This is a genomic window from Photobacterium sp. DNB23_23_1, from assembly GCF_052873815.1.
In genome coordinates this window covers 22916-47231 of the sequence record NZ_JBNNXT010000028.1, presented here as the reverse complement: position 1 = coordinate 47231, position 24316 = coordinate 22916, and the positions used below count along the sequence as shown (strand labels likewise).

Genomic DNA, 24316 nt, shown 5'->3' with positions numbered 1-24316 from the left:
CTGATGGGGATAGCTATGAGCAAGTATTATTGGGGCGTTGACCTTGGCGGCACGAAGATTGAGTGTGCTGTAATGCAATATGATGATGACCACTGTGTGCTGCGCAAACGTCTCCCCACCGAAGGCGAGAAAGGGTACCAGCATGTATTGGGGCAGATCAGAAAGCTGATTGATCTATGCGTTCAAGACGTTGGTGAATCCCCCCAAACGGTCGGCTTCGGTACGCCCGGTACCTTAGACCCGGCGACCGGTACCATGAAAAACTGCAACTCGACTCACCTAAATGGTCAAGCTCTGGATAAAGACTTGGAATCTTTACTCGGCTTCCCTGTGCGTCTAGCCAATGATGCTAACTGTTTTGCTTTGGCTGAAGCAAGGCTAGGTGTCGTTCAAGATATAAAACCTGATGCTGAGGTTGTATTCGGGATCATCATGGGAACAGGGGTCGGAAGCGGTATCGTCGTTAACGGTAAGGTGCTTAATGGTTGCCACGGTATTGCCGGCGAGTGGGGGCATAATGTGCTGGAGGTAAATGGTGCCCCTTGTTATTGCGGCAAGCAAGGATGTGTCGAAACGGTTATGTCAGGAAAAGGGTTGGAGCGCTTCTATCGGGAGCAAAGTGATTCAGGCGATAAGTGTTCATTGAGTTTACCTGAAATTGTGGTACTGGCAGAGCAGGGAAATGGGTTGGCACAAACAACACTGGAGCGGTTACATAATTATTTTGGTCTTGCTGTTGCTTCGATTATCAATGTGTTGGATCCGGATGTGATCGTAGTGGGGGGCGGAGTGGGTAATATAGACTCTCTTTATACTAAAGGTAGAGATGCGATTTTACCTCATCTGTTTAACCCCGAACTAAACACGGTGTTGGCTAAACCGGCGTTGGGCGACAGTGCGGGGGTCTTTGGTGCAGCGATGCTCGTAAAGTAGTGCTACGCAACTCGATCAAAGTACTTTTTCTTGTAGGGAAGAAAGAAGAAGCGTCTCAGGCTAAGAACCGGAGACGCTTACGTTTTTTCGGGTTGCCCAAATGGGCTTAGTGGCAGTTAGAAGATGAAATTGAGCATCAAGGTATAAAGCTGAGCGTCTTTGTCTTCATTGTAGAAAGTAGGAGATGTGACAAATTGCCCACTATTTCCATCGTCATAGTCTTTACGGTCCATATAGATACCCTGCCATTCGGCGTTGAGTGACACCGTGTGGGTTAAATCATAACGAACCCCTGCCGTGACACTATTGGCCTTTCTGCGGTCGTGGCTTTCCCCATAAACTAAGTAAGGCGTGAACTTGTTGATGTTATATGCTGCACTGACGTACCAGTTGGTTTGTAAATCGTCTGTTTGCACTTCTGACATAAACAGCCAGTCATCCATCGAATATTCACCACCTAGGGTGTAAATGTTTAGTGTTTCCTTGCCTGGATTTTGGCTAGGAGACACTATGTATTTTGAGTTCATATAGCCAAAATGAACACGATAGTTAAAGCCGCTAACTTCGGCAGATAAGCCTGCCATATAGTCAGACTTGAACGTTAATCGACGGCCACTGATATTAAGTGTGCTGTCGTTTTCTAAACCATAGAAAGGGCTAAACCTCACCACGGTCTCGTCATTTAACTCCCATAGCCATGAAGCACTCGCCCCTTCAAAGGATGTAAAGCCAAGAATACTGTCATACACCTCTTGTGGTGGGCGTGCCCATGGGTAAGCCTGACCAACATAGAAGTACTCTGAAACAAGGAAAAGAGGAATACGTAATTTTCCTGCCCGTACAGAGAACTGGCTGAATTCGTAATTTAAGTAAGCCCACTCCAACTCAGGACTGGACCAATGATCTTGAGGGCGCTTAACGACTTGAACAGAGGCTTTTAAATCATCAATGATGGATAGGTCGGCTTGTAGTCCGAAGATGGTATCGCAGTCATAACAGGTGTCATCGGTTATTTCGCGGTTTACAAATAAAGGAGTACTGTTATCCGACTTTGTGATTGAGGTTGAGCCAAAACCACTGATTGAGAAGTTATCCGTTACTTGTATTGTAGCCATACTGGTTAAAGGGGATACAAGCAGAGCGACTGCGAGTAATGATTTCTGAGTCATACCTTACTCTCCTTGTAAGACGGTAATGAGTATGTTGGCATTTTCAGGAACGGCACTAACAGGCGCGTACGCTATCCCGTTAGGGTTATCATTTAGCCACTCAATGATATCTCGGATGTCGTCGCTGCTAAGCTCTTCTGGTGGGGTGCCTTTCCCTGAAAATGATAGGCTTGCCCAATAGCCATTCATCTGCGACACCGACTTTCCCAATAACATATTGTAGAACTCTTCCCGGTGTATCGATCTTTCTGGTAAATCCACTAATACAATTTTGATGCTACCGTTAAGTTTTTTGGTTTTTCCCTTATACAGCATCCTAGCCTTACTTTTGGTAAGTGCAGGGATATCACTATTTAATGAAAAAACAGCAAACTCGATATCTTTAGTATTGTCGTCGCCATATGCTGGCAATGTTATTATTGGCAATAGTGTCAATAATAATGTGAAAGACAATAAGCTTTTTAGAGTCAATCCTTTGATCATTGATTTAGTTCCATCATTCGTTCCCATACCTGCTATAAATGTTAGTAGACATTGACGTTAGTACAAATATACAAAATTGGATTTTTTGATCAAGGTGAGGTTATGGGGCTGCTTAATCGGTTTTCGATAAAATTTAGGCTGATTTCTCTTGTTGTTCTGCCACTTACATTTTCTGGTTTGTTTGCTGTGATAGAGATTTCAGGCTTATTTGATAAGGTCTCTTCATTAAATACATTAATGGCAAGGATGGAATTGCTGAAAGCGAATTCACAGTTTTCGAATGTAATCCATGAATTAAAAATAAATAAGCTTTCTGATACTGAAAATAATGAAACAGCAAAGCTTTCTCTTGAACAGGTATCACACTATTCAGCGTTAATTCCAAAAGCATTCCCAAATGTTGATTCCACCGAGCAACTATCTTCCAGTGCTGAAATGAAAGATTTGATCGCCGAGTATGAATTTGTCGAACCGCTAGATATTAATGATTGGTCTGACTGGGGGTTTGATCTCCTTATACATAATTTGGTATCGCTTGAAAGGGCGCCGCTGAATGTGGCTGATCCCAATATTGAGCAAAAGCTATCAGTTTTGTACCAACTTCAATGGTTACAACTTTGGGCTCAGCAGGAAAACTGGTATATCCGTATCATTGCCAATCAACCAGAACAAGCGGAAGAGTACAAGGAACAATTAGATACGATAATCGAAAGGCAGCAATTGATCATCGAAAGGTATTTATCCGTCAACGCCACGCCAACACAGATTGAACTACTCCGAACAATATTTGCAAACCCCGTTTTTGCCACAAGTTACCAATTACGCGCAAGTATCTTTTCAAATTCATTTTCTGGATTTACCCAAAGCGATTCGTTTTCCGCATTGGATCAACGATATACATTGATTCAGTTTGTGGTGACTAGTATTAGTCGCGAATTAGCCCAAGATATACAGAACAGTATCATTCAATCTAAGAGGCTGATTTGGTTATATTCTTTTGTGATTTCGCTTTCTGTCGTAATGATGATTTGGCTTGGGGTAAACTTAATCAGACGCATAGGCTCATATCTACACCGGGTTCTCAAATCAATGTCATTGTTGGAAACCAGCAGCAATGATCATTCCACTGCCAAAATTAAGGTTGATGGGAAGGATGAGTTTACGATCTTCAGTCATCAGTTAAATGGCATGATTGAGGAGCGAATTGAAAATCATAACAAGCTGATTGTTGCCAAAGACGAAGCTGAAAAAGCCAACTTAGCGAAAAGTTCTTTTTTGGCGAATATGTCTCATGAAATACGCACTCCGCTTAACGGCATTATTGGTATGTCCGGTATTTTAGCCGATACAGACTTGTCACCCTCACAAATCGAGTACTTACAGACCATTGAAACGTCTTCTCAGACCTTGCTGTTACTTATCAATGATATTTTGGATTTATCAAAAATAGAATCGGGTAACTTGATCTTGGCTGCGAGCGAAAGCAGGGTTGATGAGGTTGCATACGATACGATGACCGTTGTACTTGCTAAGGCTGCAGCCAGCAAACTTAACCTCGACGTGAAATTAGCCCCAGGCTTGCCGTCGATGGTTATTTTGGATGAACACCGTTTACGGCAAGTATTGATGAACTTGGCGTCGAATGCCGTGAAGTTTACCCAAGAGGGTGGGGTGACTCTAGAGATCGATTGTATCCAGCACCAGAATGGTCGTGCTCAGCTTAACTTCTCCATGATAGATACAGGTATTGGTATTGAGAAAGACAAGCAAGCGCAGGTGTTTGCACCATTTATTCAGGAAGATAGCTCCATTACACGTCAATTCGGAGGTACAGGGTTAGGTTTAGCTATCTGTCGTCAATTAGTGGAACTCATGGGGGGGCAATTAGCCCTAGAGTCAGAAAAAGGGGTTGGTAGTCGCTTTTACTTCAGCCTAGACGTAGAAGTATGCGAAACACATGATAGTTCGTTGAATGCCTTGAAAGCCCGAAGGGGGTTAGTACTTGGGGCTAATAAGATCGCGAAGTACCGAGTGGATAGTGAGTGTAAAGCATTGGGGATGCAAGTGCAGTCAGCTGATGTTGCTGATCTATCAGACAAGCAGGAAAACGATTTTGATGTCATTTTTTACTGTCAGCAGAATATTAAGCAAACCACGTATGATCTTGGCTTGATTAAATCACTGATGCCGAAATTGAATATCATACTGTGCATAGACCACCGTGATGAACAACATGATTTCGGTAATCTGATATCGGGTATTGTAACCCTGCCTTTCTTTGGTAAGCGTTTAGTTAAGACGATTAACAGAGCCCTTGTGGCGAAAAGAGCGGATTCTTCGAACCAACGAGCAGACTTTGTTGCAGAAGAACAAACGGCGTCAAATACACTTGGAGTTGGCAGCATTCCATCGAATCATACTCAATCTGTTCAAGCTCCCGCCGTTGAGGCATCAGATTCTGATAAGCCTCGGGTTCTGATCGTTGAGGATAACGCTGTTAACCAAAAAGTCGCGAGTTTGTTTTTGAAGAAAGCGGGTTATCAATTTGATATAGCAAACAACGGGCAAGAGGCCGTGGATAAGGTGAAAGACGGTAATAGATACTATGCCATTTTAATGGACTGTATGATGCCTGTTATGGACGGCTTTACCGCGACACAGGCTATCCGTGAGTTGGAAAAGGAAACAGGCCAGCCAAGCCTGCATATTATCGCCCTTACTGCCAGTGTGCTCGATGACGACATTTCGAAGTGTTATGAAGTAGGCATGAATGATTATGTTGCCAAACCATTTAAAAAAGACACTTTGTTAGAGAAACTGGCGACGTTTAAACAGACTGAAGGGGTTGAAGACCAAGCGGTATAACTGAGTTTGACGTAATTATCCCGCTGACTTGTAAGAGATCTCTCACAAAGTAGTGAGATTTTTATATTTATGCATGCCAGCGTTTTTTTTGCTAATTGTTGATTACTTTTAAATCAAGCCCTTATAGGTGTTTTGTTGTATAGGGATGAAGTGGACATAAAAAATGTGATCTTTGACGGTTGTTTAGAATCTCAGTTCACGTAATCTTAACTGCGTCGGAAGGAACTGACGGAACGGAACAGGAAAGAGGCCAAGGATGTTGGCACCCTCAGGATGAGGGCGGTGAATCAGGATGATTTATCGAACAGGGACTGTGAAGGGAATATCGAACGGAAACGATACAGTAAGTAGGATACTTACTAGTCAGGACGACAGAAATGGACCACTTCAGGATGAAGTTAGGGACACCTCCAGGATGGAGAAGAGAGTCGAGACAGGAAGAATCGACGGGTCAAGGCGAGACCAATAGGACATGTCCAGGACGGATATAAAAGGGAAGCGCTGAAGGATACAGCTTTATCATGGAGTGATGCAGGGAGCACTATAGTAGCCGGATTGCTGCATGTAAGACCAAAGGGCGCGACGAAAGTCGCGCCCGCTCTTTTTTTTGTATCTAAAAATGCTATTGAGCCAGCGCTGTTGGCTTGGTTCGCAAACTCACCATCAACATGTAAATGGCTGTTGTAAGTAGCACCGCAAAGAAAAAACCAGTCAACCCCGTTTCTGTATGCATCAAGTAATTCGCCGCAACTGGACCAAAAGCCGAACCCACACTGTAACTAAACAGCATAATTTGCGTAGCAGACACAATCGAAGCCGATTCTAACCCGTCACAAGCTAGCGTAATCGCAATCGGATATAGCGCAAATGCCGACATACCCAGCAGAGCCAAAGCCATCACTTGAACTCCGTAGCTGTTATCTAGGTGAACTAAGCCCATGGCAAATACGCCTAACAGGCTCACCAATGCCAGCAGCAGTGTCTTCGGTATTCGACAGGACAACTTACTAAGCACAGGCTGAATACTCATACCACCTAATACTGTTGCTGCCATCAAACTACCTACCTGCTCTAGATTGCTGGTTGCTGCTCTTAGTGCTAGTGGCAATAAACCATAGATAGAGCCCATTACAATACCCGACACAAGACAGCCAATTAATGCTGGTTTGCTGAGTGCCAGGATTTGCTGCAAGCTTAAGCTAACATGCTCCTCTTGGGCTGGGTTTGCTTGCTTGGCGGTCATTGCTGGAATCATGGCGACTAGAAGTAAAGTGACCGTAGCAATAAATGGCAAAGATCCACTGGCACCAATTAAACCAATACCGAACTGACCTACCGTGGTACCGCCATACAATGCTGTCATATACAGGCCGAGGTTCTTCGCCCGCTCTTCTTTGCTATCGCCAATCAGTAGCCATGATTCAATGACGACAAAGATCCCGGCAACCGCAAAACCTGCGATAAACCGGCTTGCCATCCACAGGCCAAGCGTTGAAGTCAGCCCCATGAAAGCAACAGAAGCAGCAAGGATTGCAACGAACCCCATAAATGCTATTCGGTGTCCTACTTTTTTAATCACGGGTTCAATGAGCATGGCACCAGCAAGCAAGCCGAAATAATATATGCTTGCTAGCCAACCTGCTGCGGCATTCGGTATGTGGTGGTTAACCAAAGTTAGAGGCAACACACTCATAAAATACCCTGAGGCAACGGCAAAAATAGTCAGACCTAATATTGGAACCCAAACTGGACTCTTAACAGGCGTTGTAGCGTGCTCAATCACTACAGTGATCTCCAAAAGCAAAGTTAATACTTACCGTTTAAAAGAGGTAAACGGCAGAAAGGTGAAATACCCAAGCGATTTTTAGACATTTGGGAACAGTTGGGTTTATAGCTGTTCGTGCAATGATCTCGGCAGAGAAAAGCCGCAAGAATTTTCGTTGGTCGGGAATATGGCGATAAAAGGCCAATGAGTAAAATGACTAATTCTAATGTGAAAAGCCACTCAGATTCATCTGGCTAATGCGGGGTATTTATTACTTTGTTTGGTAATGTTAAGTGAACTCTTTATAATCATTTGTTTTATTTTTAATTTATTGAAAAAATTTGATTTTAATGTTTAGTTTTCAAAGTTTAATTGTCAGTATGAATCGCTAAATCATTAGAGTGCTAACTAATTCGATGTTAACCATTTTATTACGTATTTGAATGATTAAAAGATGATATTTTTATTGTCTAGGTGAATATGTCGCTCTTTAGCGGTTTGAGGCTATGTTACAGCTTGGTGCAAGTCTTCACATTACTGGGGCAACGATAGTGACTTCGTATACATAAAGTATTGATTTTAAATAGGCCAAAAAATGGCAAGAATTGTGCTTTATCTAACAGGCAATCTGAAACTATTTATAATGAGGATGGTTGCTGCCGATGGTACATATACCCATGGAGCGTCAAGGTGCTTGGGTATATCACATCTTTTCAGGTACTACTCTCAGTAGCGGGGGAGTAGTACTTTTTTTGTTTGACGTCTTGAGTTTTTATGAATCTGGGCTGTTGCGTACTCGTAGATACCGTGCAAAGCGAGGAATCCCACTGTCAGTAAAACCATTGAAACGGTAATGAATAATTGAACCCAGAGGAGGTGGCGACTGCCTGTCATGGTCGCTAAAGCCTGTACCAATTTTAAATTTCTTATTTTCAGGTGTAACGACCCAGACTGCTCCCATCTGCCCATGATATTTACCTTTGCCTGGTTCGTACCCTACAACGACAGCTTCACTATCTTGGTAGGTTTTCAGTTTTATGAGTTGGTTATTACGTCCCGGCTGGTACAGGTTGTCTTTGCGGTGCAGCATAACACCTTCACCATTTTTGGCCTCGATAGTATCTTGCAGGTGCTCTAATTCAGAGACATGGGTGATTTCGTATTGTGGTACCAATTGTATGTGTGGTTGATTTATGGATTGGATATGCATCTCAAGGGTTTTCAGCCTAGCTTCAAATGGTGTGGTCATGGAAGGAGAATCAAAAACCATGAATTTTACTTTCTGCCATTCTTTCTCGTTGGGTTGCTGGTCGCGAACGATACTGCTGACCAATTGAAACTGCTGATGGCCAACCCATAGTTCTCCTTCTAACCATATGTTATTGGGTAAGGCATCAATAAACCACAGTGGGGCAATGATTGGGTTACCTTGGCGGGTGACCAGTGATGTACCGGTCCAAATGGCTCTTATCCCATCCAGTTTCTCACTGGCAAAGTAATGTTGTAGCTGATCTTTGATGTCATTATTAAACGCTAAGGTTTCTATATTCATACTGCTAGCGTGCATTAGCTCTTGGCTTATTGCGGTTGAAGCGAACACCGGATTAAAAGGGCTGATTGCAAATAAGATCATTGATGACAAAGAGCTCAGTTGTATGCGTGGCGGGAAAAGAGGAGGATTCATTGTTTGTGGCCTTATTAAGTGCGAAATAATAACCGAAACAATAGAGGTGGATAGTGCACTGACAAAAATATCATTGGTGATAGGCGCTTTGATATACGACGCATCAAGCATTTTTGACACCCCCAAAGTAGAGGTGTCAGTTTTTTTGTGAAGTGCCACCCTGTTTGGGTATGCCGATCATTATTTGCTGTTTTGTGATATTTTGTTGCATCCTGACATGGTAGGAATAGAATTGGACGTTTGTGCTTTTTGATAAAGAATTACGACTTAGCCATGTCAAATATCCAGCCTACGACTTTCTCTTTCCAGTGCCATGCTTTTTTCCTTCGAAAAGGGGTGACACTTTCACCACGAACCTATTTCATCCATGCAATGAGCTTTATGGCGTTGGGTTTGTTTTCCTCACTTCTCATCGGCTCGATATTGAATACAGTTGGGATCAAATTTGCCATCCCTTTGTTTACAGATACCCTTTGGCAATTGGCGCAGCAAATGACAGGACCAGCAATCGCTGTTGCTGTGGCCTATGCCCTAAAAGCGCCACCGTTGGTAATGTTTTCTGTAACAACGGTTGGAGCCGCTGGGGCAATGCTAGGTGGCCCTGTCGGGGCATTTGTGTCGGCATTGATTGCAACTGAGCTTGGTAAATTGGTCGCGAATGAAACCAAAGTCGATATACTGGTTACGCCCGCGATTACCATGGTGAGTGGCGTCATGGTCGGAACCTTAATTGGGCCATATATCGGACAGTTCATGACTTCGCTTGGTGATCTCATCATGTCAGCCACACTTTTACAGCCATTTTTGATGGGAGTCGCTGTGGCTGTTTTGATGGGGATGGCGTTAACTCTCCCGATCAGCAGTGCTGCAATCGCCATTATGCTAAGCCTAAACGGCCTTGCCGCTGGAGCGGCGACGGTCGGATGCTGTGCTCAAATGGTTGGGTTTGCGGTCATGAGTTTCCGGGAAAACCGTTGGGCTGGAGTAATGGCGCAGGGGTTAGGAACCTCTATGCTGCAAATGCCGAATATTATTAAGAATTATAAAGTATGGATCCCAACTATTTTGACTTCAGCTATTCTTGGGCCAATCGCAACGACTATATTTGAATTAGAGAATACACCTCTCGGCGCCGGTATGGGAACATCTGGTTTTGTTGGTCAAATACAGAGTTTTATTGCCCTTGAAGGGGCTAACTGGGACAGCATGACGATGTACAGCGTTATACTATTGATGCACTTTGTGCTCCCTGCGATACTGACATTGGCATTTTCTGAGTTGTTCAGAAAGGCGGGATGGATCAAACCTGGTGATCTGACGTTGAATTTACAATAGTCCTATATATCTCAAGTAACTTAACAGCACCCAAGTTATTTAGGTATATATAAATTTGTTAAAATTTGATTTAAGTCTGACATTGGTTTTCTCTATACTGGTAGTTTACCTCTTAGTACTAAAGGGGCTTACTTCCCCCTAGTCTATAGGTTGATGGCGTACAAGGCTGTATTGCTACTCAGTAAAGGGAATATTTACCGAACTTTATGGATATTGTGATATGGCATCTTGGAAATTATCATTAGTCGCAGGGTTGGTGGTTGGCGGGTTGTTGACAACCGCTGTTTGGCACCGCTCGCCTAGCCCGAGCCCAGAAGAGTTCGCAGAACTTCAAATAAAAAACAAACAATTGACGACTGAAAAAGCGGCCGTTGAATTGAAGCTAGAGCAGCATCAAACACAAAGCGCTCTTGAGATTGAGCAGTTACGCACCGAATTGAAAGCAACACAGCAAGTGATTGACGATCAGAAAATACAATTCGAGAAGCAAATCGCGGCGCTAACAACTGAACAGAAAACGCTGGTGGTGAAGAAGAAAAAACTTGATACCCAGGTTGTTAAGCTCACCAGTACTGCTGAACAACAAAAAGCGGTGTTGAATAATTCCAAGGTTTTGTATCAGCAGCAGTTGGAGCTGCAGAAGCAAATCAATGCGGCCAAGCTCGACGTCAAGAAAGCACAGCAGGTAGCGGCTGAGTTTAAACAAGCTTGTGATGAGTTTAAATCAGGAACCAGTTGGAATTGGGTATCGCAAGCTGATTGTGATAAGTACGATGCCAGGCTTAAAGTCGTTGAAGATGAGCAAGCCCAGCTTGCCGCACTTGAGCAAGAGCTGGATTCATTGAATCAGCGGATTGAAATCGAAATCCCAAGACCAAAATAATGTATAGAAAGAGGCGAGCTAAGGCTCGCCTCTTTTTTTGGAGTGTCTATGGATAATCTTTTTGCCGCAATTCCGTCATCGTTACCTGATGAGTTGTTTGAAGATATTGTTAATACGGATTCGGTGAGGGTTGAGCGTATAGTCTCGCGTGGCCATGTGACTCCCGAAGGGGATTGGTACGATCAAGAGGAATGTGAATGGGTTATGGTGATGAAGGGGGGCGCTACAATCTTGTTTGAAGAGGGGATGCGTGAGGTTCGCATGGAGCCCGGTGATCACCTTAATATCCCGGCCCACCAACGTCACCGAGTATCATGGACTGACCCAGCTCAGGATACAATATGGCTTGCGGTGTTTTATTCAGGGCATTGATATCACTATAAGCGGGATAGTCATCTGTGATGATATTCGGCCATGACTGTGTAAGTTAATAATGGGGCATCGAAATACCCCGAGTTAATTTTTAGTTTTAATTGCGCTTAATCGCTCAATTCAAATGAAAATGTTTTTGCTAATGCTTCTGGATAGTCTCGCTCATGGGCGAGCTGTATAGCATATCGTTCGACATCTATTGCAGAAAGTGACCGTGTCACAGGGAAGCACTGCTCAATGACTACTTCGTTACTTTGTGAGCGAAGCAGCTCTTCAGATTGTAATTTCTCAACAATACTGTTTGCAGCTGAAAGTGCTGAAGAGGCTTTGACAATCTCGGCGCGGGCATAACGCTGACCTGCAAAGGAGACATCAGCGGCGCGTAGGGTGATGTCGTCCCCGGGTATTTGCTGAGCACCAAAAAGTGGTTTCCCACCTACGCTGGCTGTTTTGTAGTTAGGGACAAAACGTGACATGTGTTTAATCGCACGGGATGAGCGGATGTCGATTTCGCTTTTGTCCCAACCAGACTTTATTCTTCGGATGAAGGTATTTGCAAGTTTTGGTTGCGCGCTGCTAGGTGTACTCTTTGCGAGGCCTTGCTTAAATAGGGTGATCTCTTCAGTCATGCCATGTAGCTGAAAATACCCATCAGGATATGGAGTAAGCTGCGCCATACCGTCCGGTGTACCTCGCTCACCATGGAAGATCACTTCAGGCCAAAAACCTTGGCTATCCGGCCATTGGGTTACATAGGCGGCTTTGAATTCTACCAAGCGATTTCGTTTTTGTTTTGCCATGTCATCAATTTCACCAGTTTGAAAACCACACGCATTGACTAGGTAGTCGACTTGGCTACGGCGAGTGATGTGATCCTGCTGAGAATTGTCGTACTGCTGGTATTCAATTAGCCAAGATTGATCGGCTTGCTGCTCTACATGAGTCACCTTGCTTTGGGTATGTACTTGGCTAGTGTTTAATTTGTCTAATGCAAGGTTAGCTGTTGCCGCTAAACGGAAGACACTCCAACCGTATTCCTGTACCAAAACCAATGGGTACTTAAACTGGTCTAGTTCGAGGTTTTTAGCGACTGGGATCATCCAATCATCAAAGCGTATCGGTTGAGCGGGCATTGGTTGCGATGATAAAGCCTGTAAATCTTCTTTGTCATAGAGTTTGAAATACTGATCAGGGTTACCGATAACCCGGTTGGTGGGATCTTCTTTGACTAACTGGCTGTACACTTGTTTTAATTTGCTTAAGCGAGGCAACAAGGCATTTGGCTCGCCGTTATCATGTTTAGGCACTGCTATTACTGTTGGGCGGATATTCACCGTATGGGGAAACACTTTTAGTGAATCAATTGACTGCTGAAGTAGGGCGGTACATTGTTCGTCTGATATTTCACGGTATAGATTACCACCAGCATGAAGGTGGCAGATAGGAGGGCCATTAACAAGACTGATACCTTCCTCGAAGATCTCTACATTGACTCCCAACTCAGCTAAACGGAGCGCAATAGTTGAGCCTGCTATGCCACCGCCAATAATGCCTACCGAAAAAGAGGTGCGATGAATGTGCGGATTAGCTTGTTCTTTCATATAAATGCGCTTCGTTAAAATACAATGTGTAAGTTCCCCGATTCTACTGTGCATAGATCACATTGAAAACCGAAAAAGAATAGGGTCATTAGGATTGATGTTTTTTGTGGTACTTTTCTATGGTTAACCTGTACTTAGCAACACCATTTTAAACAGGCGTATGGACACGAGCATTTTATCAAAGAGTTATAGTGTTATGAGGTGATGAATAACGATAAAAAGCACGTTATCTGCTCTTTTCATTGAAGAATTTTGTTATCTAAATTTGTACAAAAGCTGTTCTTTGTTCTACACATAATGTGGTAGTGGTAATAATAAAATAAGGACAGTTAGTTATGAATAAAGTCTTCAAAGTTCTCCCGCTTGCACTATTGATATCCGGCGCTGTTCACGCTGCCACAGACAACCCTTGGTATGTGGGCGCACGGGTCGGTGGTACAACGTTCGATAATCTTGACGGGGTCATTAAAGGCCAAAACGCCGATAAAGATGATTGGGGTGGTGGTGTATTTGTTGGTTATAACTTCAACTCTTGGTTTGGGTTAGAAGGTGGTTATACCTACTTAGGTCAAGCCGACTATGGCAGTGATGGGTTTGAAGTTCAAGGTATAGACTTAGTAGGTAAGTTTACCTACGAGATGACTGAATCGTTTGATTTATACGGTAAATTGGGTGGTTTTGTCGCATTTGTCGATAATGACAATGTTAATGACGACAATAACAACTTGGCAGGGACGGCAGGTGTCGGTGTCGAGTACTTCTTCAATAATGACTTATCGGCTCGTGCAGAATACCAGTACTATAACCAGGTAGGCAAAACGGAATCCCCTGGTCAAAGTGATGTGCATTTTTATGGTTTGAGCCTGGTTTACCATTGGGGTGCGCCAGCTCCTGTTCCTGTCATCGAGCCTGAACCAGAGCCAATGCCTGAACCTGTTCCAGAAGTGGTTAAAGTTGAAGCGGTTGGCGCTGCCCTTCCGTTTGCCTTTGACAGTGATGATCTGACTCAGGAAGATATCGACTTACTGCAGCCTGTTGCTCAACAGCTGGTGAAATACCCTGATACTCAACTGTATGTAGTCGGTCATACCGATAGCCGAGGTACATTAGAGTACAACCAGAAGCTGTCTGAAGAGCGTGCAGCGGTTGTTGCAGGCTATGTTGGTCAGTATTTCGGTATCGATAAGAACCGAATTGTTGCCCAGGGCCGTGGTGAGCTAGAGCCTGTAGCCAGCAATGATACTGATGAGGGGCGTGCACAAAACCGTCGTGTGGAAGTGTTTGTTCCTGGGTTCGAAATGAACCAATAACCTCGCACAAGGTTTTAATAAAAAATCCAGCATCTTTCGATGCTGGATTTTTAGTTTTTAACTATTGGTATTATACCGCCTTCATATCAGCGGCTTCTAATTTAGCTTCTGCGGCCTTACAAGCAGCTGCAGTAAAGATAACATCGGTTGAGCTGTTCAGAGCTGTTTCAGCCGAGTCTTGGATAACACCGATGATGAAGCCTACAGCAACAACCTGCATCGCAACATCGTTTGGAATACCGAACAAGCTACATGCCAATGGAATAAGAAGTAGTGAGCCACCGGCAACACCAGATGCTCCGCAAGCTGATACCGCCGCAACAACACTTAGTAGAATCGCTGTTGCAACATCAACCTCAATTCCCATAGTGTGGACAGCGGCGAGCGTTAGTACGGTAATCGTGATTGCCGCACCAGCCATGTTGATGGTAGCGCCCAGAGGAATTGACACAGAGTAAGTGTCTTCATGCAAATCCATATCTTTACAAAGTTGCATGTTTACAGGGATGTTTGCCGCTGAACTACGGGTGAAGAATGCCGTAATACCGCTTTCGCGGATACAGCGAAGAACCAGCGGGTATGGGTTTTGTTTGGTTTTTACAAAAACAATGATTGGGTTAACAACAAAGGCAATCACGGCCATCGAGCCCAATAGCACGGCAAGTAGGTGTCCGTAGCCGAACAGCGCGTCAAATCCTGTTTCAGCGAAGGTATTGGCAACTAAACCGAAAATACCGATAGGCGCCAGACGGATCACAAAGCGAACGATAAGGGTAATGCCGTTAGACACATCGTGGAAAACCTGTTTGGTTGCATCGCTGGCTTGGTGAAGGGCAAAGCCAAGGGCAATGGCCCATGCCAAGATACCAATAAAGTTACCAGACATAAGGGCATTGACTGGGTTATCAACAATCTTGAACAACAACGTATTCAATACTTCGGCAATACCTTCTGGTGGTGTTGCGCCCGTTGCGCCTGTTACCAGAGTTAAAGTGGTCGGGAAAAGGAAACTCATGGTTACAGCTGTCAGTGAAGCCATTAAAGTACCGAAGAGGTACAGCACAATGATTGGCTTCATGTTGGTATGTGCACCTTTCTTCTGATTAGCAATAGAAGAAGCAACCAGAATGAAGACCAAGATTGGAGCAACAGCCTTTAGGGCGCTGACGAATAAACCGCCGAGTAAGCCGGCTTTAACGGCTGAAGCGGGGGCGAGGAGTGCAAGAAGAACACCGGCGACAATACCAATAAGTATTTGTACGACCAGGCTTCCATTTGCAACTCGGGCTAGAAAGGGTTGTGTTTGATTCATAATACATCCTGCATATTTATAGTTTTGACGCTAAGCATTAAATCTCGTTAGCGATACTTTTTGTAACAGGAATTCTTGCACATTTCCACTATCTATTGAAGAAACTTTTGCTTTACTTGATTTTAACAACTTGTTTCCGCTTATTGTGAAGTCTTTAATTCTATTAGGGGCCTAAAAGGTGGGTTGTTAAGAATGGGAGTTTCAAGCTTGCTCTGGATGTTAAAAAGCCCACCGTAAGGTGGGCCGTGAGGGTAATAAAGTGCTGTTATTGCGGGGTTATTGGTGCAAGAGCACTTGACTTATCGTTTACATTTTCAATGGTATTTTTATTCAGTTTTTGCATGATTAATAGTGCATCCATCTTGCTGGCTTCTTTTTTCTGGCTTTTATCTTTGCTGTACTCTCGCCGCATGACATTTTGTATGGCCTTGTGCAGCTCGTCATGTAATGGATGGTTAGGGGAGTGCTTTAACCATTGCTGGTAGTAGCTTTGCAATTGAATGGGTTGATCTTGCTCTAACGCTTGAATCATGCCATCCACAGGCGAAAGTGGCTGTTTAGCCTGACCAGATGTAATATTGCGAGGTTGCTGTTTACGCTTGTATTTTTCAAAGAGCAACAATATTAGCGTAGTAAGCCACAGTATGGCTAAACACAAGCTCAGCCATGGCCACCAACCACTGTCTCGAATGATTTCTGTTTGAACGGTGTTTTTTTTAGGTGCCGCGTTATCTGATTGCAAAGCTTGTGGCGGTAAAAAAGCTTGGGTGCTTGGGTCTCCGGGTTGCACATTTAGCACTAAACCATCAATCTTGCTCGTTTCTTGTTTTGACGCCTCTGTGTTCCACCAGTTGATTGATAAAGCTGGCAGCGTGATTTCACCAGCCTGACGAGGAATAATGACTTGTTTTATGGTCATCGAAGTAAATTCATTGTCACTGCCATACACAGGGTTTTCATCATAAACACGAACAGAATCTGGGTATTGCAAGTTGAGGTTGGGTAGGGTGCTTTGCTCGGCATTTTTGATTCGCAATGTAATGGTTCGGCTGATTGGCTCGCCGACTTTCATTTCGTTGACATCTGGTTGCCATTGCTGATCCAATTCAAGTGCCTCAGTCGGCAGCCATAGCCCTTTGTAGTCAGCTGGCTTAGCTAAAACCGATAGGCTCAAGTCATCTGCTTGTTGCTCGAATGGGATTTGAAGTGTGGATCCAAATCCTCGGTTGCCCTTGATAAGGTTCCCGGTAAACTTTGCACCACGCAGTAAGATATCACCGTCTTTGTTGGCCGTAATTTGATAATCACGAGTAATAATGAGATAACGGCGACCATTGAGTACGGTTTCTACCTGTCTGTCCTCTCCAACCTGCTTAACATTGAGGCCATCACCTGAAGGTGCTTGCAGTGCCGCTTGGCTCATCTGCTCACCAATTCGAATTCTTACTGTATAGCGAAAACTTTCACCGACATAGAGTTGGTTTTTGTTACTTTCAGCATCAATCTTTATCTCAGGCTTTGACGGTGTACTTGCTGACTTGTTGGTAGACTTCATTACTGTCATCGTAATCGGATCAGTTTGGCTGGCGCCAATACGAAAGCTGGGAATGGTAAACTCACCAATTTCCTTTGCCGCAACCGCTATCTTCCACTCCGTCTGCCTCGTCACAACACCATTAACAAAGCTGGTACCGCTGCTTACAGACGGTGTGCCGTAATTGAAATGAACATCAAGATTACTGAGATCGAGCGCGTTAGTATTGACGTTGTCATCAACATTGATAGTGAGCTGGAACACTTCGTTAACACCAACAATATTCTTGGAAACTGTTGCAATAGCTTGAGCTGCGAATGAAGGTGATGAAAAGGCCAGAAGCCAGCCCAGAAATAACCCTTTTGACCAATGCTGCCAGCAAAGGGATGAATATCGATAATTGTTAAACATATTTTTAATGATCATATATTTACCATGAGTTTTCTGTTGCGTCAGGTGCTTGTTTTTCTCTAGCTTGCAAGATGAGCTGAGCACGAATCAGTGCGCTGGTATCGTTGGGCACCTGTTCTAATTTTTTCAATACGGGATCGCTGGCGGTGACGCTTTCTGGCGTCCCCTCATTTGATGTCGAAGCTGAAATTGAGCTTGGATTGTCACCATTCTCTTTTTGATCGCCTTTGGAATTATGCTCAGCTTGTACTGGTTGTTCTTCGGACTGTTCCTGTGAACCAGAGGGTTGTGCATGTTGCTGATTGAGCTCATTATTTTGATTCTGCTGTGATTGCTCTTGCCCTTGCTGAGATTGACTTTGTTCCTGTTCCCGATCTTGTCGATCCTGCTGGCTACCTTGCTGCTGCTGACTATCCTGCTGGGAACTATTGGGCTGGTTTGAATGTTGCTCTTGATTGTCTCCAGAATCCGAATGTTGTTGATCCTGTTGATCCGTATTCTGATTTCCTTCTTGCTTATCTTGTTGGCTGTTTGGTGACTGTTCTTGTTGGTTTTGCTGCTGAGATTGGTTTTGATCTGACTGCGATTGTTGGCCGTCTTGTTGCGAGTTACTATCTTGTTGCTGCTTCTCTTGTTGCTGTTTTAGTGCTTTAACCAAGGATAAGTTCTTTTTAGCATCCTGATGATCTGGGTTCTGTTCCAAGATTGATTGATAAAGTGATTCTGCCTTATCTAACTGTCCAGTTTGTGCATAAGCATTAGCAAGGTTGTATTGAGATTGTTGATCCGAAAGAGGCGAAAGAGTGTCTATGGCATTTTCATAATCACCTGCACGATATTGAGCTGCCCCTTTCCAGGCTGGTGAAGAAAATTGTTCAGCGGCTTCCGCATAGCTCTCTTGCTCGAACAATTCATACCCTAAATTATCACTGTTGGTAAAGGGTGCAGACCAACTGGCCGCAAAGGCGTGATCAACGGGTGTCACCATTAATACAGCTGCAAAAATAATTCCCCGACGGAAACCGAGTAACGCCAGAAGCGCAATAGGAATTAACAGCCAAAAGCCACCGTTGATTCGCTCCTCTAGCTCTTTACTCGCATCGGTATCGTGATTGCTGATCGGTTTTTCAGTCGCTTTGATGAGGCTATCAATATCGCGGTCTGTTGGCTGAGAAATCTGAAATAGGCCACCAGTCCTGTGTGTCAACTCTCGTAATGGGGATACTTCCAGTTTATCTATCACGGTTTTACCTTTGCTGTTAGCCAGTAGTGTGCCATCAGGTAGCCTGATCGGGGCACCTTGGGTCGTACCAACAGCTAATATAGAAAGCCTATATTGGTTTTCATCGAGAAGTTTTTGAGCTTCTTTACTTTCTGTATTGCTTAGACCATCGGTGATAAGAATAATATCACCTTGCTGGTGGCCCGCTTGCTTCAGCAAGTTGATTGCCTCCTGAATACCCGTTGCTGCATTGCTGCCTTGAATTGGCATAATTTCAGGCGACAGGTGGGGGATTAAACTTGCAAGTGTCGAACTGTCTTTTGTCAGTGGACTGACAATGTAGCCATCAGCGGCATACGCAACCAAACCTGTGCTACCTTCTTTCCAGCCTGGTAACAGGTCAAGGGCTTTAAACCGTGCTTGGCTAAGGCGATTTGGTACGATGTCGTCGGCATACATTGAGCGTGACATATCCATGACCAAAACGCGCGCCCCTGATAAGCTAAACGCGGGAAGTGGAGACTTTTGCCAACTTGGCCCTGCAAGTGACAGAACAGTCAGAATCCACAATGTGCCGATAGCGGGTAAGGCTATTCGGGTTTGCGATTTATTTGATAAACCGAGTTTTTCGGCCAAATGGGGGGCGATAAGTCCTTGCTTATGACGCTTTTTAGCTAACCACGGAAGTAGTAGCCCTAGCGGGATCAGTGCGATCAACCAATAGGGATATAGGAAAGTAAAACTAACCATTACGCTTTCTCATAACAACGATGATGACTGAAAGTAGTAGCGAAAGAGCCAAAGGAAAACGGAATAATTCCTGACGAGGTCGCCACGTTTGTTGTGCGGTATTAATTGGCTCCAGCTGATCAATCATCTGGTAAATTTGTTCTAACTCCTGCGGGTTTCGAGCTCGGAAGTATTGCCCTCCGGTCATTTCCGCAATACGGGTTAGCATCCTCTCATCGAGATCTTGGGAAGGGTTAACGGTACGGGTTGAAAAGAAGGTACGTTGCTCCATCTCTTCTGCACCCACACCAACGGTATAGATAGTGACGTCACTTCTTGCCGCAAGCTCCGCTGCCTCCAAAGGTTCAATCACCCCAGCGGTATTGGCACCATCACTGAGTAAGACAATGACTCGCTGAGGTGCTTCGCTATCAATGAAGGTTTTAGTTGCGATCCCTAGCCCTTCACCAATTGCTGTACTTTGACCAATGAGCCCTAATACGGTTCGGTTAAGCTGTTGCTGGACGGTGTCACGGTCAAACGTGAGTGGCGTCTGTAAGTAGGCATGGTTGGCAAATAAGACTAATCCGATGCGATCTCCACTGCGTTTACCAATGAACTGATGAAGTACATTCTTGACGGCCGTTAATCGGTCAATGGCCTCATCGTCTTCAGTGATCATATCTTTGATCGACATAGAGCCGGACAAATCGACAGCAAGCATCATATCGCGGTGATCAGGGTTGATCTCAATTGGATCTCCGTACCAAACGGGCCGAGAAAGTGCGGTGATCAAGCTAATCCAAGCGGTGGCCATTAAAACAACTAACCAACGGCTAATTATTGCTTTTTGCCCTAGGCCTGCTGGTAGCTTGGGCAGCCTAATTGCAGAAGGCTGCGCATGAGGCTTACTCAAGAAATAAACGGCGATAGGCAGTGGGAGCAGCAAAAAAGCCCAAAGCCAAGTAAATTCAAACATTGCCAGACTCCTTGGATACGCCTGGCATACTTTGGAAGTTGGCTTTACGAATCCATTTTTTTGCTTGTTGATAACACATAGCAAACTGTTCTTTTTCTAGTGGGGAAGGGGAAAACAGTCCTTGCTGCCAAACATCAGACAATCTGATGAAGCCTTGGTCCTTTTCTTTTAAGTGGAGATCGAGAAACGAAAGCCATGATTGCCCTGTTAAGCCTGCGACCTTAGCTCTGGAATGGTATGACATCGCGACTTGACGTAATAACAGGTTGAGTTGATTGAAATCATTAGGTGATTTCAATGCAGCTAACCGGATTAAGGCCTCTCGTCTGGCTAAGTTTTGACGACGACGTTTGAGAATGGCCAATATCAAGCATGTTAGTGCGATGACAGTCAGTAGGATTGCGACCCACCATCCCCAAGCTAGAGGCCATACACCCGGTGTTTGTGGTAGGTGGATATCGGCAAGTGGTAACGCAGGCATTGTTGTTTCAGCCATGTGTCCCTCCTTTATTCCCTTTAAATCCTGAATGGCCGAGTTGCTCCATCAGTGTCTGAGCGGCAGAGAGGTGATGTAACGGAATGGCTAAGCTTTTACACAGTTCTTGTATGAAATCTTGGTGTTCTTGATACTGCTGGTTAAGGCTATCGCGGGTGTTTTGGGCTGAAAAATCTAGCCAAGTTGCCTGCTGGTCATCGGTAACAAACTCGATGCCATTGAATGTAGTATGACCAAATTCAAGTGGGTCAAAGAGCTGAACGAACTGTACCCGGTTATGCTGTCTGAGCTGACTTAACCGTCTTTTGTCACTTTGTTGCAGTTGATAAAAATCACTCAGAACGACAATTTCACTCCCTTTTGGGCAAAGGTGATGGAGATGTTTGAGTGCATCAGAAAAGCTCAGGCGCTTTTCATTAACGCTGTCATCCCCACAATCTTTATGCGCATCAATCATGGCGTTAATCACCGTTAGTGGCCCTTGCTGGCGTGCTGTCGGTTTACACTCGTACAATCGGTTTCCATTGAATACGATAGCGCCGATCCTATCTTGCACACTGACGGCTAACCAGCTCAGCAAGCTTGAAAAATGGGCCGCTTGCACTGATTTTAACAATAGTTGCGTACCAAACTTCATACTGGGGCTGATATCGATCAACAGCATAACGGGCTGTTCACGTTCTTCAGTAAAAAGCTTGGTGTGGGTTTTACCTGTTCGTGCCGTCACGCGCCAGTCAATAGCGCGTATATCATCGCCTGCTTGATAAGGACGAACTTCGGCAAAGTTCATGCCGCGCCCTTTATGACGGCTCTGGTGCTGGCCGTTAAGCTGTGACCAAACACTTTGGGCGGGCGGCAACCATCGTACTGACTGGTTTTTGTATTGCAGAAGCTCAGCCAGACAAAGGTTAACGCCATCACTGTGTGCAGGAAGTGTTGGTGTTAATTCCTGTGAATTCATGCGCAGGCAACCTGTGAAATTAATTGTTCGACGATGGTATCGGGCGATACGGCTTCAGCTTGCGCTTCGTAACTAAGTAGTAAACGGTGGCGGAGTACAGGGTACGCCATTAGTTGTACATCTTCAGGTGTGACAAAGTCCCTACCATTTAACCACGCATGAGAGCGTGCGCAACGATCAAGCGCAAGGGTAGCGCGTGGGCTGACACCCATTTGCAACCAGTTAGCTAGTTGCTCGCTATAACGATGGGGATGGCGGGTAGCCATAATCAAACGAATAATGTATTGCTCTACTTCTTCAGCCATATGGATGTTGAGCACTTCTTTACGTGCATCAAAAATCTCTGCTTGGGTAACCTGTACCGTTTCATCGACGGTAACCCCCAAAGCTTCGCCTCTGTTTAGCCTTAGGATTTCCAGCTCGCTGCTTTCGTCAGGGTAATCGACATTAAGTTGTAGTAGGAAACGGTCAAGCTGCGCTTCAGGTAGGGGGTAGGTCCCTTCTTGTTCAATAGGGTTCTGAGTCGCCATGACCAAAAAGAGCTCAGGGAGGCGATAAGTTTTACGACCTGCCGTAATTTGCTTCTCTGCCATTGCTTCTAGCATTGCGGCTTGTACTTTAGCCGGTGCGCGGTTGATTTCATCGGCTAGCAATAAGGCATTAAAAATGGGACCTGGCTGAAAGGTAAAGTCGCCAGTTTCAGGACGAAAAATGTCGGTACCGGTTAAATCAGCAGGCAATAGATCGGGAGTAAATTGAATGCGATGGAAGTTTCCCTCAATGCTATCAGACAGCACTTTTACAGCGCGTGTTTTTGCCAACCCGGGCGGGCCTTCAACCAATATATGGCCATCGGCAAGAAGTGCGATCATTAACTGTTTAACAAGATTCGGTTGACCAATGACCTGAGTATTCAGGTGTGATTGAAGACGTTGGAAAGTTGCTGTCAACATGGGGTGTTATTTTCCTTAAATGAAACAGTTAAATATGAACATTAAGACTCAAATTGACCGTTTAAGTTCATCTGTACGGTTCGGTTGGTGATTTATTGGCCTCTGGTGTCGTCATTTAAATAGGTCTGACCTCTTGTTGCTGATGATTATTGATGCACTTCATCAGTGCGAGTTTGCACTGATAACACACCAAGTCTAGCTGTAAACGCAATCTATACCATTGTTTTTGCTCATATAAAACATGGCACATATCATGCTTGGGTTAATTAACACTATTGACACATTTGGAGGTTTGCCATGGATTCTAGGATTAGCACGATTCTATGCGGGAATATTGGTACGACCATTGATGCCCCGTGTTGATATTGTTATGTGCATGTGTTCTTATAATATTCGTGCAATGTAAAAGTCACCTAAGTGTCTTTTTCACTCGCTAGGATGCAATAAGATAAATAATAAGACTGATAAACAGTCTGCGTTGGTTAGTGGTCCTTATTGATAGATTGCATATAAGTGCATGAATTTAAGGATGGTATGTCATCATAAAGATGGAATGGAGTCTTCTGTAATGAGTAAGAAAGCATTAGTGACTGGTGCAAAAGGTGGTATTGGTTCATCGATTACTAAAGGATTAGTTGATGCGGGTTTTCGTGTAATTGCCACGTATTTCCCGAGCGGTGAAGCAAAAGCAAAAGAATGGTTTAAAGAGAATAATTATTCAGAAGGGCAGGTCCGTTTGTTCCCGCTGGATGTTACGGATGCTGATTATTGTGCAGAAGCTCTGGCAACATTACTGCAAGAAGAAGGTAACATTGACGTTCTTGTCAATAATGCTGGCATAACACGTGATACGACGTTCAAGCGTATGTCTAAAGAGCAATGGGGCGATGTTATTACGACAAACCTAAACAGTTTGTTTAATGTCACCCAGCCACTATTCGCTTCCATGTGCGAACACGGTAACTCACGTGTTATCAATATTTCTTCAGTTAATGGGCTCAAGGGTCAGTTTGGTCAGGCTAATTACTCAGCAGCTAAAGCTGGCATGATTGGCTTTACTAAAGCACTGGCTGCAGAAGGTGCGCGTTCAGGCGTAACGGTTAACGCAATCGCTCCGGGTTATACCGGCACACCTATGGTGGAGGCTATTAAGCCAGAAGTTTTAGATAGCATTAAAGCTGAAATCCCAATGAAGCGCCTTGCTGCTCCTGCTGAAGTCGCGGCTGCGGTAACTTTCTTGGCAAGCGATGCTGCGGCATATATCACAGGCGAAACACTGTCTGTGAACGGCGGCTTATACATGCACTAATGGGTTAATT

The 24316-nt window shown here is 44.5% G+C and carries 19 protein-coding genes; 7 read left to right on the top strand and 12 right to left on the bottom strand.

Features of this window, described 5'->3' with window-relative positions:
* Nucleotides 1–15 precede the first annotated feature (15 nt).
* Nucleotides 16–933, top strand: coding sequence for an ROK family protein (locus ACVA53_RS16760; RefSeq protein ID WP_446505713.1), 918 nt, complete (start codon nt 16–18; stop codon nt 931–933).
* 116 nt (nt 934–1049) lie between these two features.
* On the opposite strand, the gene ACVA53_RS16755 is transcribed toward ACVA53_RS16760, so the two are convergent.
* Both ACVA53_RS16755 and ACVA53_RS16750 read right to left on the bottom strand, forming a co-directional pair.
* Complete coding sequence (locus ACVA53_RS16755) at nt 1050–2102, bottom strand: porin (RefSeq protein ID WP_446505712.1); 1053 nt, start codon at nt 2100–2102, stop codon at nt 1050–1052.
* A gap of 3 nt (nt 2103–2105) precedes the next feature.
* Nucleotides 2106–2585, bottom strand: coding sequence for a hypothetical protein (locus ACVA53_RS16750; protein WP_446505711.1), 480 nt, complete (start codon nt 2583–2585; stop codon nt 2106–2108).
* A 102-nt stretch (nt 2586–2687) separates the two neighbouring features.
* Here ACVA53_RS16750 and ACVA53_RS16745 point away from each other — a divergent pair, with 102 nt between their 5' ends.
* Nucleotides 2688–5450, top strand: coding sequence for an ATP-binding protein (locus ACVA53_RS16745; RefSeq protein WP_446505710.1), 2763 nt, complete (start codon nt 2688–2690; stop codon nt 5448–5450).
* 622 nt (nt 5451–6072) lie between these two features.
* On the opposite strand, the gene ACVA53_RS16740 is transcribed toward ACVA53_RS16745, so the two are convergent.
* Nucleotides 6073–7233 (bottom strand): MFS transporter, encoded by a 1161-nt coding sequence (locus ACVA53_RS16740; protein ID WP_446505709.1) that lies wholly within the window; start codon nt 7231–7233, stop codon nt 6073–6075.
* 754 nt (nt 7234–7987) lie between these two features.
* Nucleotides 7988–8899, bottom strand: a complete 912-nt coding sequence (locus tag ACVA53_RS16735; protein WP_255043270.1) for a DNA ligase — start codon at nt 8897–8899, stop codon at nt 7988–7990.
* A gap of 273 nt (nt 8900–9172) precedes the next feature.
* On the opposite strand from ACVA53_RS16735, the gene ACVA53_RS16730 reads away from it, so the two are divergent.
* The 3 genes from ACVA53_RS16730 to ACVA53_RS16720 all read left to right on the top strand — a co-directional run bounded on the left by ACVA53_RS16730 (nt 9173) and on the right by ACVA53_RS16720 (nt 11489).
* Nucleotides 9173–10234 carry a PTS transporter subunit IIC gene (locus ACVA53_RS16730; protein ID WP_446505708.1) on the top strand — a complete coding sequence of 354 codons (1062 nt, stop codon included), beginning with the start codon at nt 9173–9175 and terminating at the stop codon, nt 10232–10234.
* A 220-nt stretch (nt 10235–10454) separates the two neighbouring features.
* Nucleotides 10455–11117 (top strand): chromosome segregation ATPase, encoded by a 663-nt coding sequence (locus ACVA53_RS16725; RefSeq protein WP_446505707.1) that lies wholly within the window; start codon nt 10455–10457, stop codon nt 11115–11117.
* Between the two features lie 48 nt (nt 11118–11165).
* Nucleotides 11166–11489 (top strand): cupin domain-containing protein, encoded by a 324-nt coding sequence (locus tag ACVA53_RS16720; RefSeq protein ID WP_255043273.1) that lies wholly within the window; start codon nt 11166–11168, stop codon nt 11487–11489.
* A 107-nt stretch (nt 11490–11596) separates the two neighbouring features.
* Here ACVA53_RS16720 and ACVA53_RS16715 read toward each other — a convergent pair whose 3' ends face one another.
* Nucleotides 11597–13090: an FAD-dependent oxidoreductase gene (locus ACVA53_RS16715; RefSeq protein WP_446505706.1), complete on the bottom strand. Its 1494-nt coding sequence runs from the start codon at nt 13088–13090 to the stop codon at nt 11597–11599.
* 335 nt (nt 13091–13425) lie between these two features.
* Between ACVA53_RS16715 and ACVA53_RS16710 the strand changes: the two genes are divergently transcribed.
* Complete coding sequence (locus ACVA53_RS16710) at nt 13426–14400, top strand: OmpA family protein (protein WP_255043275.1); 975 nt, start codon at nt 13426–13428, stop codon at nt 14398–14400.
* Between the two features lie 70 nt (nt 14401–14470).
* Here ACVA53_RS16710 and sstT read toward each other — a convergent pair whose 3' ends face one another.
* The 7 genes from sstT to ACVA53_RS16675 all read right to left on the bottom strand — a co-directional run bounded on the left by sstT (nt 14471) and on the right by ACVA53_RS16675 (nt 22997).
* Complete coding sequence (gene sstT, locus ACVA53_RS16705; RefSeq protein WP_255043276.1) at nt 14471–15712, bottom strand: serine/threonine transporter SstT; 1242 nt, start codon at nt 15710–15712, stop codon at nt 14471–14473.
* A gap of 265 nt (nt 15713–15977) precedes the next feature.
* Nucleotides 15978–17672 (bottom strand): BatD family protein, encoded by a 1695-nt coding sequence (locus ACVA53_RS16700; protein WP_446505705.1) that lies wholly within the window; start codon nt 17670–17672, stop codon nt 15978–15980.
* Between the two features lie 4 nt (nt 17673–17676).
* The gene (locus ACVA53_RS16695) at nt 17677–19629 is read right to left on the bottom strand and encodes a vWA domain-containing protein (protein ID WP_255043279.1); all 1953 of its coding nucleotides are present in this window, start codon (nt 19627–19629) and stop codon (nt 17677–17679) included.
* The gene (locus ACVA53_RS16690; RefSeq protein ID WP_255043280.1) at nt 19622–20587 is read right to left on the bottom strand and encodes a vWA domain-containing protein; all 966 of its coding nucleotides are present in this window, start codon (nt 20585–20587) and stop codon (nt 19622–19624) included. Before ACVA53_RS16690 ends, ACVA53_RS16695 begins: the two co-directional genes overlap by 8 nt.
* A complete protein-coding gene (locus ACVA53_RS16685) occupies nt 20580–21083 on the bottom strand; it encodes a DUF4381 domain-containing protein (protein ID WP_255043281.1) in 504 nt (167 codons plus the stop codon). Before ACVA53_RS16685 ends, ACVA53_RS16690 begins: the two co-directional genes overlap by 8 nt.
* A complete protein-coding gene (locus tag ACVA53_RS16680) occupies nt 21076–22044 on the bottom strand; it encodes a DUF58 domain-containing protein (RefSeq protein ID WP_255043282.1) in 969 nt (322 codons plus the stop codon). Before ACVA53_RS16680 ends, ACVA53_RS16685 begins: the two co-directional genes overlap by 8 nt.
* Nucleotides 22041–22997, bottom strand: coding sequence for an AAA family ATPase (locus tag ACVA53_RS16675; protein WP_255043283.1), 957 nt, complete (start codon nt 22995–22997; stop codon nt 22041–22043). The genes ACVA53_RS16680 and ACVA53_RS16675 overlap by 4 nt, the downstream gene beginning before the upstream one ends.
* 568 nt (nt 22998–23565) lie before the next feature.
* On the opposite strand from ACVA53_RS16675, the gene ACVA53_RS16670 reads away from it, so the two are divergent.
* The gene (locus tag ACVA53_RS16670) at nt 23566–24306 is read left to right on the top strand and encodes an SDR family oxidoreductase (RefSeq protein WP_446505704.1); all 741 of its coding nucleotides are present in this window, start codon (nt 23566–23568) and stop codon (nt 24304–24306) included.
* Nucleotides 24307–24316 lie beyond the last annotated feature (10 nt).

Excerpts from the sequence above, each read along its gene's own strand:
- ACVA53_RS16760 (WP_446505713.1), top strand. The coding sequence starts at position 16 with ATGAGCAAGTATTATTGGGGCGTTGACCTTGGCGGCACGAAGATTGAG.
- ACVA53_RS16755 (WP_446505712.1), bottom strand. The coding sequence starts at position 2,102 with ATGACTCAGAAATCATTACTCGCAGTCGCTCTGCTTGTATCCCCTTTA.
- ACVA53_RS16750 (WP_446505711.1), bottom strand. The coding sequence starts at position 2,585 with ATGATCAAAGGATTGACTCTAAAAAGCTTATTGTCTTTCACATTATTA.
- ACVA53_RS16745 (WP_446505710.1), top strand. The coding sequence starts at position 2,688 with ATGGGGCTGCTTAATCGGTTTTCGATAAAATTTAGGCTGATTTCTCTT.
- ACVA53_RS16735 (WP_255043270.1), bottom strand. The coding sequence starts at position 8,899 with ATGAATCCTCCTCTTTTCCCGCCACGCATACAACTGAGCTCTTTGTCA.
- ACVA53_RS16730 (WP_446505708.1), top strand. The coding sequence starts at position 9,173 with ATGTCAAATATCCAGCCTACGACTTTCTCTTTCCAGTGCCATGCTTTT.
- ACVA53_RS16725 (WP_446505707.1), top strand. The coding sequence starts at position 10,455 with ATGGCATCTTGGAAATTATCATTAGTCGCAGGGTTGGTGGTTGGCGGG.
- ACVA53_RS16720 (WP_255043273.1), top strand. The coding sequence starts at position 11,166 with ATGGATAATCTTTTTGCCGCAATTCCGTCATCGTTACCTGATGAGTTG.
- ACVA53_RS16715 (WP_446505706.1), bottom strand. The coding sequence starts at position 13,090 with ATGAAAGAACAAGCTAATCCGCACATTCATCGCACCTCTTTTTCGGTA.
- ACVA53_RS16710 (WP_255043275.1), top strand. The coding sequence starts at position 13,426 with ATGAATAAAGTCTTCAAAGTTCTCCCGCTTGCACTATTGATATCCGGC.
- sstT (WP_255043276.1), bottom strand. The coding sequence starts at position 15,712 with ATGAATCAAACACAACCCTTTCTAGCCCGAGTTGCAAATGGAAGCCTG.
- ACVA53_RS16700 (WP_446505705.1), bottom strand. The coding sequence starts at position 17,672 with ATGATCATTAAAAATATGTTTAACAATTATCGATATTCATCCCTTTGC.
- ACVA53_RS16695 (WP_255043279.1), bottom strand. The coding sequence starts at position 19,629 with ATGGTTAGTTTTACTTTCCTATATCCCTATTGGTTGATCGCACTGATC.
- ACVA53_RS16690 (WP_255043280.1), bottom strand. The coding sequence starts at position 20,587 with ATGTTTGAATTTACTTGGCTTTGGGCTTTTTTGCTGCTCCCACTGCCT.
- ACVA53_RS16685 (WP_255043281.1), bottom strand. The coding sequence starts at position 21,083 with ATGGCTGAAACAACAATGCCTGCGTTACCACTTGCCGATATCCACCTA.
- ACVA53_RS16680 (WP_255043282.1), bottom strand. The coding sequence starts at position 22,044 with ATGAATTCACAGGAATTAACACCAACACTTCCTGCACACAGTGATGGC.
- ACVA53_RS16675 (WP_255043283.1), bottom strand. The coding sequence starts at position 22,997 with ATGTTGACAGCAACTTTCCAACGTCTTCAATCACACCTGAATACTCAG.
- ACVA53_RS16670 (WP_446505704.1), top strand. The coding sequence starts at position 23,566 with ATGAGTAAGAAAGCATTAGTGACTGGTGCAAAAGGTGGTATTGGTTCA.